Origin of the sequence: Nocardia sp. alder85J, from assembly GCF_020176955.2 — a bacterium.
In the GTDB taxonomy this organism is placed as follows: Bacteria; Actinomycetota; Actinomycetes; order Mycobacteriales; family Mycobacteriaceae; genus Nocardia.
Genome location: NZ_JAIUCZ020000005.1, coordinates 594116 through 607436, shown reverse-complemented (window position 1 = coordinate 607436; position 13321 = coordinate 594116). Strand labels below are relative to the sequence as shown.

9 protein-coding genes are annotated in these 13321 nt (G+C 68.1%); 7 read left to right on the top strand and 2 right to left on the bottom strand.

Translation table 11 applies throughout. The features are described from left to right. Positions 1 to 37: 37 nt before the first annotated feature. Positions 38 to 1702, bottom strand: coding sequence for a ribulokinase (gene araB, locus LBW94_RS22585; protein ID WP_225053084.1), 1665 nt, complete (start codon positions 1700 to 1702; stop codon positions 38 to 40). A 258-nt stretch (positions 1703 to 1960) separates the two neighbouring features. On the opposite strand from araB, the gene LBW94_RS22580 reads away from it, so the two are divergent. The 6 genes from LBW94_RS22580 to LBW94_RS22555 all read left to right on the top strand — a co-directional run bounded on the left by LBW94_RS22580 (position 1961) and on the right by LBW94_RS22555 (position 8846). After that, entirely contained in the window at positions 1961 to 2596 is a 636-nt protein-coding gene (locus LBW94_RS22580) for an MspA family porin (protein ID WP_266271842.1), read from the top strand. A 116-nt stretch (positions 2597 to 2712) separates the two neighbouring features. Beyond that, entirely contained in the window at positions 2713 to 3852 is a 1140-nt protein-coding gene (locus LBW94_RS22575; protein ID WP_225053080.1) for a WXG100 family type VII secretion target, read from the top strand. Positions 3853 to 3855: 3 nt separating this feature from the next. Then, the gene (locus LBW94_RS22570) at positions 3856 to 4335 is read left to right on the top strand and encodes a YbaB/EbfC family nucleoid-associated protein (RefSeq protein WP_225053078.1); all 480 of its coding nucleotides are present in this window, start codon (positions 3856 to 3858) and stop codon (positions 4333 to 4335) included. A 97-nt stretch (positions 4336 to 4432) separates the two neighbouring features. After that, positions 4433 to 4714, top strand: a complete 282-nt coding sequence (locus LBW94_RS22565) for a hypothetical protein (protein WP_225053076.1) — start codon at positions 4433 to 4435, stop codon at positions 4712 to 4714. A gap of 180 nt (positions 4715 to 4894) precedes the next feature. Then, positions 4895 to 7765, top strand: a complete 2871-nt coding sequence (locus LBW94_RS22560; protein WP_225053075.1) for a hypothetical protein — start codon at positions 4895 to 4897, stop codon at positions 7763 to 7765. Between the two features lie 151 nt (positions 7766 to 7916). Further along, a complete protein-coding gene (locus LBW94_RS22555; RefSeq protein ID WP_225053073.1) occupies positions 7917 to 8846 on the top strand; it encodes a hypothetical protein in 930 nt (309 codons plus the stop codon). A 7-nt stretch (positions 8847 to 8853) separates the two neighbouring features. Here the strand turns inward: LBW94_RS22555 and dnaE are convergent, their stop codons facing one another. Then, complete coding sequence (gene dnaE / locus LBW94_RS22550) at positions 8854 to 12405, bottom strand: DNA polymerase III subunit alpha (RefSeq protein ID WP_225053071.1); 3552 nt, start codon at positions 12403 to 12405, stop codon at positions 8854 to 8856. A gap of 201 nt (positions 12406 to 12606) precedes the next feature. Between dnaE and LBW94_RS22545 the strand changes: the two genes are divergently transcribed. Beyond that, entirely contained in the window at positions 12607 to 13284 is a 678-nt protein-coding gene (locus LBW94_RS22545; protein WP_225053069.1) for a trimeric intracellular cation channel family protein, read from the top strand. The last annotated feature ends 37 nt before the right edge of the window (positions 13285 to 13321 follow it).

The following is a 13321-nucleotide window of genomic DNA, read 5'->3' as shown; positions in this document are numbered from 1 at the left end:
GTCCCGGGCGCGGCTGTCCCGTGCGGTTCCGGCTCGCTCATCGGGTGCCCTCCTTGCGGGCCTCGTTGCGGATGCGGCGCAGCCGGTGCAGGACGTCGTTGCCGCCGCGGCCGAAATGGTCGTGCAGGAGCCGATATTCGGCATAGAGCGCGTCGTAGGCCGCGGCCCGATCGGGGTCGGGCAGGTAGGCGGCGCGGCGCACCCGGCCCATCGCGTCCGAGGCGGCCCGCACGTCCGGATGGCAGTCGGCGGCGACGGCGGCGTGGATGGCCGCGCCCAGCGCCGGGCCCTGCCCGGATTCCAGCACCGACAGCGGCAACCGGGTCACGTCGGCGTAGATCTGCATCAGCAGTTCGTTCTTCAGCAGGCCGCCGGCGACGATCAACTCCCGCACCGGAACTCCCGCGCCCTCGAAGGCGTCGATGATCGTGCGGGTGCCGAAGGCGGTGGCCTCCAGCAGCGCCCGGTAGACGTCCTCGGGTGTGGTGGCCAGCGTCAGGCCGACGATCACCCCGGACAGGTCGTGGTCGACCAGGACCGAGCGGTTGCCGTTGTGCCAGTCCAGCGCGACCAGCCCGTGCTCGCCCACCCGTTGCCGCGCGGCCAGTTCCGTCAGGTGCTCGTGTGGATCCAGGCCCAGTGCCGCCGCCCGCTCGGCGTACGACCGCGGCAGCGAGGAGGCCACGAACCAGGCGAAGATGTCGCCCACCCCGCTCTGTCCGGCTTCGTAACCCCAACTGCCCGTGACGATTCCGCCGTCCACGACGCCACACATGCCGGGCACCTCGGCCAGCCGGTCGCTGTTCATGACGTGGCAGGTGGAGGTGCCCATCACCGCGAGCATGCGGCCGTCGGCCACGGCCCGGGCCGCGGGCGCGGTCACGTGCGCGTCGACATTGCCGACGGCCACCGCGATGCCGGGCCGCAGTCCCGTCCAGGCCGCCGCCTCCGCGCTGAGACCACCGGCCCGCGCGCCCAGCGGTGACAGCGGATGGTCCAGTTTGGCGACGAAACCGGTGAAGCCCGGATGCAGTGCGGCGAGGTAGTCCGGGCCCGGCCGATGGCCGTCCTGGTGGATGCCCTTGTACCCGGCGGTGCACACGTTGCGGGTCTCCACCCCGGTCAGCCGCCACACGATCCAGTCCGCCGCCTCGATGAAACGCGCTGTGGCGGCGTAGATCTCGGGGTCCTCCTCGAGCAGCTGCAAGCCCTTCGCGAACTCCCACTCGGCGGAGATCCGCCCGCCGTACCGGCCGATCCAGGGTTCGTCGCGCTCGTGCGCGACGGCGGTGATCCGGTCGGCCTGGTCCTGCGCGGCGTGGTGCTTCCACAGTTTGGGATAGGCGTGCGGGCGGTCGGCGTAGCGCGGCACCCGGCACAGCGGAGTTCCGTCGGCCAGTGTCGGCAGCACCGTGCAGGCGGTGAAGTCGGTGCCCAGCCCGATGATCTCGCCCGGGTCGACCCCGGCGGCCGCGACCGCCGCGGGCACCGCGTCGCGCAGCACCTCCAGGTAGTCCTCCGGATCCTGGAGCGCCCAGTCCGGCGGCAGCGCCGCGCCCGAGGCGGGCAGCGTGCGGTCGATGACGCCGTGGCGGTACTCGGTCACGGCGGTGCCCAGCTCCGCCCCGTCCCGCACCCGGACCACGAGCGCACGGCCGGACAGCGTGCCGAAATCGACACCGACCACGTACTTGTCGGTCATGCATTGCCTCCAGCTATGTTAACGCGCACATTGTTACCTGGGACACTGGTCAAGTGTCAAGGTGTGTCCACAATTCCGGCCCTCCATCAGCGGTTTCGGATGTTCCCCAGCCGAATTCGTGCGTAAAATGGATGCTGGTGCACTGCGGCCGAATCCACATGTGACCGGTCTTGTGAGCGTTCACAACGATGATCCGAGGCCGAAGTGCCCGCGTGTCCCGGGGTCGGGCAAGAGCGGTCTGCTATTAGAGTCCAGCTTATGAGGTTCGGGGCGAGAGGGATGTCGATGACGGGGCTGGCCGCTGCCGTCGTCGCCGTCGGCGTGGGGGCCGCGCCACCGGCCACCGCGGAGATCGTCCCGATGGCGCCGCACGAGAAATCCTTCGCCTCCCCCTTCGGCGGGTTCACCGTCGGCACCCGGGACGAGACGATCAACCGGATGCCGCCGATCAACATGGTCGGCACCACCCGCGAGGCCCTGGTCAGCCTCGTCTCCTACGCCAGCATCGACGGCCCGGCCGGCGGCGTGCTACGCACCGGATACCACGTCGGCTGCGCGGTGGCCGTCACCCTGGCCACCCTCGGCAGCCAGTCCGAGGAACTCCAGGGCTACTCCTTTACCCCCGGCTCCACCACCCCCCTCAACCTGAACGGCTTCCTGGCCCCCGAACCCCTGGCCACGGTCAACCTCGCCCCCGGCGAGGTGAAGGAAGTACAGCTGGCGGAGAAGGAACTGATCCCCGGCAAGACCGTCTCCACGATCATCCGCGACTTCCACCTCATCGTGAACTCCTGCGAAGGCCCGGTCACCATCCGCGAATACGCCTACGTCTACGCCAAATCGGCCGAGGTCGACGACAGCGGCGCCATCTTCGGCGACCCGGCCTGGCTCTGATCGCGGCTCGTCGCTTCCGGCGTGACCTGCGGTATGGTTCGACCGAGCCGAGAACAGGGGCAGGGTCGAGTACGCCCGTCGACAACCGCCCTCCGCGTGACCGGGCGGGACCGGATATGGCCGACACGTTCGCAGTCGACCCTGCGGAACTCGCCGCGCAGGCACCCACATTCCAGGGGGCCGGCGCTGAGTTGTCCGCCGCGCTGTCGCGGCTGCAATCGGTCCTCGCCACCGAGGGGCAGTGCTGGGGTGCCGATGACGCCGGTCGGCAATTCGCCCGGACCTATCAGCCGGACGCCGACAGGACCGTCCAGGACGTGGCGAATCTGATTCAGATCCTGCAACGGACCGGCGGCAAACTCGGTACCGCCGCAGACTCTTTCGACAACCAGGACAACACCAACGGCAGTGTGGTCCGCCGTGGGGCCGGCGACGGCACTCCGGCCTCGCCCGGCAGCGGCGCTCCCGGTGCCACGCCCGTGACGATCGGGCCGGGCCGATCGTCGCAACCGGAGACCACGGGAAATACGAGCCCGCCGAATTCCGGATATCCGATCACGACGAGCGCGCGACCCGGGCAGGTGACGGCGACACCGAATTCCGATGTTCCCGGGTCGCGCGCTCCGATCGGACGCAGTGCCGCGCCGCCCGCCTCCGGAACGTCGAATTCGTCCGGGGCACCGGATGGTTCGGTCCCCGGCGGCAGTGGGTCCGGCGTCGAGCCCGGCGCGGTGAAACCGGGTGGTGAGAACCGGAATTCGCCGCGTGCCGCGACCGCGGACGACGCCGTCACCTCGGGGCCGGGCACGAGTCGGCCCACCTCGGGCGGCGTCGTGGCCGCCGCGCTGTCCGGATCGTCCCCGGGTGTCGGCGAATCGTCCACCGGCGTCGGCGATCTCGATTCGAACGACACGAATGGGTCCGTGCCCGCGGCTCCCGCCGTCACGTCCACCGGTGCGGAGGCCGGCGCACCGCGGCGCAGCCCCTGGACCCACCCCGGGCCCGGCCGTCGCCGCAAGGACAAGGACGAGCGCAAGCCGAAACCGAAGCCGGGTGCGGAGGCCGGCGCGGAGTCGGCGGCGAGTCCGCAGCCGCTCGAGAACCTCGAGTACGATGCGATCCAGGACGCGAAAACTCAGCCTGCCCAACGTATCTCGGCGGCCCGGCCGGATGGTGCGCGCCCTCGCGGTACTCCCTGGTCGACGCCGGGTCGCACTGTCCCCGATCCTGCGGCCCGCACGACCCGTGAAGGATGACCGATGCCCGAATACCACCGGCCGGACACGACCGAACTCCAAGCGGCCACCGCGGAGATGAAGCGACTCGTCGACTCCCTGCTCGACGGTCTCGATCAGCAGCGCGAGGATCTGCCGGGTGTCGTCGAGCGGCTGTCCCGCTCCCGGTCGTCCGCATGGTCGGCGGACCGACTGGCCGAGGTCGTCGTGGATGCCTACGGGATCGTGGTCGAGGTCCGGCTGGCCTCGAACGCGTACCAGGCCGCTACCCCCGGGCGACTGGCCCGATCGATCACCGAGGCCGCACGGTCGGCGGCCGCCCTCGCCCAGCAACAACGTGCCGACATCGTCTCTCCCATCACCGAAACCGCCGACGCGCTGCCGGATCTGCCGGATCTGTTCCCGGGCGCGCCGAGCCTGCGAGGGATCCGGGACATCGTCGCCGCGGCCGCCGGGACCTCCGAGGCGGTGACCGCACCCGACGACGAATCCGAGACCGAATGAGCGAATATCGGCTCGTCACGACAGCGTCGGACGAAGTCATCGCTGATCCGGGAGTACGCTGCGGTGACGACACATTCGCAGTCACGGCCGGGAGACAATGGACTTCGAGCAGTACATCGACGGGCCGATCATCTTGTTCGGTGTTGCCGACAACTCCGAGGACGGCGCCGTACTGTGGTGCGGGCCCAGGGCTCTCGTCCATATCGCCGGTCTCGGTGAATGGCCGCCCGGCGACATCGACGCTACCTTCAGGGTTTCGGGTACTCTGATCGCGGAGGGCGACGATGCCGACCTGCACAACGAGTTGAGTGAGGCCATGCATGGCACCGGTCGCCGGTACCTGGTACGAGATGCCGAGTGGGTGCGTGTTTCCGACTGATCGGTGAGGCGCCGCACACTCGGTGGAGTTCGGCGCCATTCTTCGAATCCGGTGTGGGTTGTCACGGATTCGATCGGTACGAGGGAATCCGCAGCGTGCCGTCCCGGTGAATTCGGGTGCCGCATCACGATCCATGGTGGTGTTTCTGATGATGCCAAGGCTGCGGCGCCGGATCGTCCGATGACATTCACGATGCCGCCGGAGGTACCGGCCTGGGTGGTTGCCGCGGTAGCGGGGCCCATGCCGGAGGGCGACGAGGACGCGATGCGGCGCGTGGGGCACGCGTGGATCGAACTCGGTGACGTCATCGCCCAGGTGGCCGAGTTGACCGGTGCCGCCCGGCAGAAAGCGCTGGCCGTCATCGCCGGCGAGACCGGCACGGCCCTCGCGGCGCACGGGATCGATCTGGACGGTGATCTCCACACCGCCGCCAATGCGTGCTACAGCCTCGGCGAACAATTGCTCAACAATGCTCTGTACACGGAATATACGAAGTACGTGATCGCCGGATCGCTGGTGGCGCAACTGGCGGTCGATGCGTTCGCACCGGGTATCGGTGAGGCAGAGGGCGTGGCACAAACCGCCGCGACGCGGATGACCATTCGCGCTGCGGTCCGGGAGTTGGTCGCGAACCTGGGACGTGACGGCGCTCGGGCGGCCGCGGCCCGGCTCGGGAAAATGGTGCTGTTCAAAGGGGCCACCCTCGGTGCCGTACAAGGTGGTCTCATTCCGGCGGCCGCCGATACCGTGCAGATGGTCCAGGGAAATCGCCGATGGGGTGATTTCGATTGGCGCGAAATCGGATTGGGGGTGGTGTCGGGGGGCGCGGCAGGAATGGCCGGTGAATTCTTCGGCGGCAAGGCGATCGCGGGGATGGATCGACGGGTTTCGGGCGCTGCTGCGCGGAATGCGGCGCACTCACCGTTTCTCGGACGGGCGGTCGTGCGTTTCACCGGCGCAGCGATCGGCGGCGGGGCGGGTGCCGTGGCGGGTGTGGTGGCCATCGCGCCTTTCACCGGTTCGCTGGATTTCAGTTGGAAGAATCTGCTGCCCGGGATCGTCGGTGGTGTGATCGGCACGCTGCCACATGCCTTGCGCGTGCACGGGCCGAGCGGGCCGCCACCGCCCCCGGGCAGTGAGCGGATCGCATTTCCCGAGGGTTCGCCGAACGGCCCGGACGGATCGGCCCTGCGTGTACCCCGGGACCCGACCGGCCTACCTCCGAACGCGCGCGTTGGCGAAGAGGGCCGTGTACCGGTGGTGCGGGACGGTGGGCCGGTGACCCGTGAGGGTGAGCCGGTGACCCGTGAGGGTGAGCCGGTGACCCGTGAGGGTGAGTCCGTGACCCGTGAGGGTGAGTCGGTGACCCGTGACGGTGAGTCGGTGACCCGTGAGGGTGAGCCCGTGACGCGCGACGGTGAGTCGGTGACGCGTGAGGGTGAGTCGGTGACGCGTGAGGGTGAGCCGGTGACCCGTGAGGGTGAGTCGGTGACGCGTGAGGGTGAGTCGGTGACCCGTGAGGGTGAGCCGGTAACGCGTGAGGGTGAGTCGGTGACGCGTGAGGGTGAGTCGGTGACCCGTGAGGGTGAGCCCGTGACGCGCGACGGTGAACCGGTGACGCGGACCGGTGAGCCGGTACTGAGGGAGGCCGAGGGACCGGTTGTCGGCGAAGGCGGGCCGCGTGGCCGATCCGCGGAGGTGCCGGTACGCGAGCCGGGGGAGATGGCGGCGCCCGGCGGCAGGGCCGGTGGTCCGGGCCGTGAGGTGACGGTATCGCCCGAACGCGCCGGTGAGGTGCCGCCGCGGATCGATCGAGTTGCCGCGGAAGAGGTTCCGGCCGCTACGGTCCGGTCCGAGGAGAGCCCGGCCGAGACGGCTCCGGCCGAGGAGTCCCCCGCCGCGGAGAGCCCGGCCGAGACGACCATGGATCTGGGGGAACTGCGAGGCGTACGAGAGGGAGAACTCCAGGTCGAAGGTGATTGGCGGGATCGCGAATTCATGCCGGAGCTCGACGGTCCCCGCCAGACCTATTTGAAGAGTGAATTCATCGAGATGTGGGAGAACAAGCTCGGCCGGAAGTTGTTCCCCATCGAGCTCAGGACGCTGGACCGTGGATGTATCGGTGTGACCATGCTGAGCATCGGCCGGGACGGGCACAGTCCGCCGATGAATCTGGCTTTCAGTGATCCCGGGACGCACTACTCGCCGTACGAGTTCGAGCGTGTGCTCGGTCCGCTGGAGCGGGCGAACGAGGGGATGAACCAGTACAACCGATGGCTCCGCGAGGCGACGGCCGAATTGGCGGCCGCGCGGCAGGTTCCCGGTGCCGGGGACGATTCACCGGAGATCCGCAATATCCAGGCCAGGGTGGATTACTACCGGTCCGAAGCGGCCAGATACGAGCAGGCGGCGGAGGATCTGGCAAAGAATCTGAATGCCCAGGACAAGTCCGCATGGGGTGATATGCGGACGGCGGCCAAATTGGAGCACGGTCAGCGGACCAAGGAAACGGTGCTGGGTTACAAACATCGGTTCGAGGAAATCTTGGCGCAGCGACCCGCCACCAGAGAAGACTTTCTCGCCATGGTCGCAGCGGATCCGGTGCTCGGCAGGCTACGGGGGGTGGATCAGCAATTACCCAGCGGCAGTCCCGCGGATTGGGACGTGGTCATGTATGCCAAGCACTTCTACTCCGGGCAGGCCTATGCTTACGGCGCCGACGGGAAGGTGCTGGTCGACTCCCATGGACATTGGCGCACGGTCGACACGGACCCGAATCCGCGCGCGTTCGCCCCGGATCCGGCCACGGCTCAGGTCGATATGTCGAGCGATCTCTTCGGCGGGAAAGGGCCCGGCATCTGCAACTTCGACTACGGACGCTATGTCGAGGAGACCGACAGCTGGCTGAGTGGCAACCACATGGAGTTCACCGACGCTCGGCGGGAGACCGATCCCATGCGCGTCATTCATCAGTCGGACGCCAGATTCCATTCGTACGGTAAGTCCTACGACAGTGCCGTGATCGCACTGGCCTTCAGACGGGTGACGTGAACCACCCCGTCGGATCCAGACTTGTCCAGGTTCGTCCCGGCTCGGCGTTGCTGCCCGGTGGGACGAGGTATGATTCCAGGGTTCGACCCTCGACGGCCGACGCTGATGGGAGCTTACTGATGGTGTCGCGCATCCACTCCGGGACATAGCAATGCGTTGGGGAACAATCGGAAGCATCGCCGGCACCCTGGTCGGCGGGGCGGTGGGCGGGATGATCGACCCGTTCGGCGGCGAGGTGGCCGGCGCCATGATGGGCCAGGCGTTGTTCAGCGGTGGTGGCGCCGCCGTGGGGCAGATGATCGGCGGCATGGTCGGTGACCACGAGGATGCCGGTACCGCGCTCGCTCATGCCATGATCAGCTTCGCCTCGGCGGGCGCGCCGGGCTCGCTGGCCGGGGCCGGTCTCGCGGGTCTGGGTGTCGAAGGTCTGGCCAACGGTCTGCTCTCGGGAGCCGTCGGATCCCTGTCGGTGCTGGGCATCAACCACGGGCTCGACGAGTGGCGATCGCAGATGGACCACACCATCGCGGACCGGAACGCGGGCGTATGGATCGGTGGTTCGGTCGACGACCTGAACGAGAAGGTCGCGGGCGCCACCGCACAGGGCTTCCTGTTCCAGCCGAATCTGATGCCCGCGAATATGCGCACGTGGTACGCGAGTCTGGCCGCATTGCTGGCCGCGCACTGGCGCAACCTCGGCCATCCGGATTCCAGCGGCCGGGCACCGCAGACGGCGATACCCTCGTCGGTCTCGACGCCGCCACCGCTCACCGGTAGTGGCGTGAAGGAATACGAAATCACCGCCGATGATCTGCGCACCAGCATCCAGACCTTCATGCGGTTGGACAATGCGCTGGTCGGTCAGGTCGATACCACCAAGGCCAACATCACGACGGCGAGGAAGAACCTCGTCACCCTGGCCGACAACATCAACGACTCGATCCGATCCGGCGACGGCAAGGCCGCCGGTTACGAATCCATGATCAACTACGCCTTCAACCAGGTCGTGGACACCATGAATGCGGCGGTCACCGCGCATCTGCTCACAGCCGGCACCATCACCGGGCTGGCGCCGAGGTAGCGCCGGCTCAGCTCGCCAGGCAGCCCGGCCCCAGCAGCGCCTTCAGATCGCCCATCAACGCCGACGACGGCGAGACCCGGAGATTGTCGGACACTTTCAGCAGGGTGGTCTTCTCGCGGGAGCCGACGTGGCGGATGTGGACGTCGGCGGTGCCGGGGTGGCTGGACAGGACGCGTTTGAGGGCGCCGAGTTTGTCGGGGGTGCACAGGCGGGTCGGGATGATGACCGACAGCGGTTTCTCGACACCGATGTGCGACAGGTCGGGGACCACCAGATCGTTGGCGATCAGGGAGATGCGGTCGTCGCGGGCGGAGACGCGGGCCTTGACCAGCACCACCGCGTCCTCGGTGACGTCCATGCCGTAGGCGGAGTACGACTGCGGGAAGAACAGCACCTCGATGCCACCGGAGAGGTCCTCCAATTGGGCCGAGGCCCAGGGCATTCCGTTCTTGTTGATGCGGCGGGTGACCGAGGCGAAGATACCGCCGACGGTGACCTGGGTGCCGTCCTTGATGTCGCCGCCGAGGATGGTGGGGATCTGGGTATCGGACTGCGCGTTGAGCACGTGCGCGACGCCGTCGAGCGGATGGCCGGAGACATAGAGGCCCAGCATTTCCCGCTCCAGGGCGAGTTTGTGCTTGGTCTCCCACTCCTCGTCGGGGACCTTGACGTCGAAGACGCTGGAGACCGAGTCGTCGGCGTCGTCGAGGCCGCCGAACAGGTCGAACTGGCCGATCGCCTCCGCCTTCTTGGTGGACATCACGGCGTCGATCGCGTCGGAGTGCACCAGCAGCAGACCCTTGCGGGGGTGGCCCAGCGAGTCGAAAGCGCCTGCCTTGATCAGCGATTCGGCGACCTTCTTGGTGCAGGCCACGGCGTCGATCTTGTTCAGGTAGTCGGAGAAGTCGGTGAACTTCGACTTCTCCTTGCGGGCGGAGATGATCGAGGCCACCACGTTCGCGCCGACGTTGCGGACCGCGCCCATGCCGAAGCGGATGTCGTTGCCGACGGAGGCGAAGTTGTGCTCGGATTCGTTGACGTCCGGCGGCAGCACCTGGATGCCGAGGTGGCGGCAGTCGGCCAGGTACACCGCGGCCTTGTCCTTGTCGTCGCCGACGGAGGTCAGCAGGCCCGCCATGTACTCGGCCGGATAGTTGGCCTTCAGATACGCCGTCCAGAACGACACCAGGCCGTAGCCGGCCGCGTGTGACTTGTTGAACGCGTAGCCGGCGAACGGGAGGATGGTGTCCCACAGCGCCTTGATGGCGGGCTTGGAGAAGCCGTTCTCCAGCATGCCCTTCTCGAAGCCCTCGAATTCGGCCTCGAGCACCTCGGCCTTCTTCTTACCCATGGCGCGCCGCAGGATGTCGGCGCGGCCGAGCGAATAACCGGCGACCTTCTGCGCGATCTGCATGATCTGCTCCTGATACACGATCAGGCCGTAGGTGTCGCGCAGGATGTCCTTCAGCGGCTCTTCGAGCTCGGGGTGGATCGGTGTGACCTCTTGCCGGTTGTTCTTGCGGTCGGCGTAGTCGTTGTGCGCGTTCATGCCCATCGGGCCGGGGCGGTACAGCGCGAGCACCGCGACGATGTCCTCGAAACCGGTGGGCTGCATGCGCCGCAGCAGATCTCGCATGGCACCGCCGTCGAGCTGGAACACGCCCAGGGTGTCGCCGCGGGCCAGCAGTTCGTAGGTGGGCGGATCTTCCAGCGGCAGCCGGTCCAGGTCGAGATCGATGCCGCGGTTGGCCTTGATGTTCTCCAGGGCGTCACCGATGACGGTGAGGTTGCGCAGGCCCAGGAAGTCCATCTTCAGCAGGCCGATGGCCTCGCAGGAGGGGTAGTCCCAGCCGGTGATGATGGCGCCGTCCTGCGGGCGCTTCCAGACCGGGATCGCGTCCATCAGCGGTTCGGAGGACATGATGACCGCGCAGGCGTGCACGCCGGCGTTGCGGATCAGGCCCTCGAGGCCGCGGGCGGTCTCGTAGATCTTGGCGACGTCCGGGTTGGTGTTGATGAGCTCCCGGACCTCGGCGGCCTCCTTGTACCGCTCGTGCTCGGGATCCATGATGCCCGACAGCGGGATGTCCTTGGCCATGATCGGCGGCGGCAGCGCCTTCGAGATCTGGTCGGCGATCGCGAAACCCGGCTGGCCGAACTGTACGCGGGCCGAATCCTTCAGCGCCGCTTTCGTTTTGATGGTGCCGAAGGTGATGACCTGGGCCACTCGGTCGGTGCCCCACTTCTCGGTGGCGTAGCGGACCATCTCACCGCGGCGGCGATCGTCGAAGTCGATATCGATATCGGGCATCGACACGCGCTCGGGGTTGAGGAACCGCTCGAACAGCAGGCCGTGCGGGATCGGGTCGATATTGGTGATGCCCATCGCGTACGCGACCAGCGAGCCGGCCGCCGAACCACGGCCCGGCCCGACGCTGATGCCGACCTCGCGGGCATGGGTGATCAGGTCGCCGACGACGAGGAAGTAGGCGGGGAAGCCCATCTCGATGATGACGTTGAGCTCGTAGTCGGCGCGGTCGAGGTATTCCTGCGACGGGCCGTCGGGGAAGCGCCGGTCGAGCCCGCGCAGCACCTCGCGGCGCAACCAGGACGACTGCGTCTCGCCCTCGGGGACCGGGAAGATCGGCATCCGGTCGCGGTGCGACCACACGTCGTCGTAGGGCTGGACCCGCTCGCCGATCTCGACGGTGCTGTCACAGGCCCCGGGCACCTCGGCATCCCAGATCGCGCGCATCTCGTCGGCGGACTTGAGGTAGTAGCCGGTGCCGTCGAACTTGAACCGGGCCGGATCCGAGAGCGTCTTACCGGTCTGGATGCACAGCAGCGCCTCGTGATTGGACGAGTCGGTCTCGAAGACGTAGTGGCAGTCGTTGGTGGCCAGCGGCTTGATGTCCAGGGTGCGGCTGATCTCGAGCAGGCCCTCGCGCACCCGCCGCTCGATGGACAGGCCGTGGTCCATCACCTCGAGGAAGAAGTTCTCCTTGCCGAAGATCTCCTGCCACTTGGCCGCCGCCTCCAGCGCCTCGCGGTCGTGGCCGAGCCGCAGCCGGGTCTGTACTTCGCCGGAGGGGCAGCCGGTGGTGGCGATGATGCCCTCGGCGTGCGCGGCGATGATGTCCGCGTCCATCCGCGCCCACTTGCCCAGCTGGCCCTCGATGGACGCCAGCGACGACAGCTTGAACAGGTTGCGCAGGCCGGTGGCGGTCTCGGCGACCATCGTCATGTGGGTGTAGGCGCCGGAACCCGAGACGTCGTCGCTCTTCTGGCTCGGGTCGCCCCACTGCACGCGCTTGGTGTCGAAGCGCGAGCCGGGCGCGATGTACGCCTCGATGCCGATGACGGGTTTGACGCCGTACTTCTTGGCCGTGTTGTAGAACTCGGAGGCACCGTACATGTTGCCGTGGTCGGACATGCCGACCGCGGACATCCCCAGGCGCTGCGCTTCCTTGAACAAGGGCGTGATCTTCGCGGCGCCGTCGAGCATCGAGTACTCGGTGTGGTTGTGCAGGTGAACGAAAGATCCCGACGAGGCTGACACGACTGGAGAGTATGCCTCACCCCCGACAGGTTTCGGAGCCGCTGTGCGGTCGTCGCAGGAACGCGGCGCGTCGCGTGGCGAAGGTCACGTCGCCGGGCAGTGTAGTTTGCCTGTGGATCGCTGATCGGAGGCGAACGGAGAAGGAGGCGCCGGCGTGACGATCGCGGGCCGGGGCCGGCCGGAACCGTGGCGGTGATCGCGATGCGGATGGAGTCCGCGGTCGACCTGGTGCAGCAGATCGGGGACATCGCAGGGGTTTTCGCCTTCGCCGTCTCGGGCGCGCTGCTGGCGGTGCGCAAGGACTACGACGTGTTCGGCCTCGCGGTGCTGGCGGTGGCCACCGCGCTCGGCGGGGGTGTGCTGCGCGATCTGATCATCGGCCGGGTGCCGCCGGCGGCGTTCACCGATCTCGGCTACCTGTACACCTCGCTGCTGGCCGCGGCGATGGTGGCGCTGTGGCGCCCGCCACGGGAGACCGGGCGGTGGTACCGGCGGACCCGGCGGCTGCGGCTGACCCGGTGGCTCGACATCGCCGACGCGGTCGGTCTGGGCCTGTTCTGTGTGCTGGGTACCCGCACGGCCTTCGAACACGGGCTCGGCGCGCCCTCGGCGGCGTTGCTGGGCCTGGTCACCGCGGTCGGCGGCGGCATCGTCCGGGACGTGCTCGCCCAGCGGTCGCCGGCGATCCTGCGCCCGGACACCGACCTCTATGCCATCCCGGCGCTGTTCGGCTCGGTGCTGACCGCGATCCTGTTGCACGAGCACTGGTATCGCGGCTGGACCGCGTTGCCGGCGGCCGCGGGCGCCATCGCGTTCCGGTTGCTGGCACTGCGCTACCACTGGCGCGCCCCTCGTGCCCGCGGTTCGCTACACCGCTGAATCGTACCGATCGATAACGAACCGATACCGCCGCTGC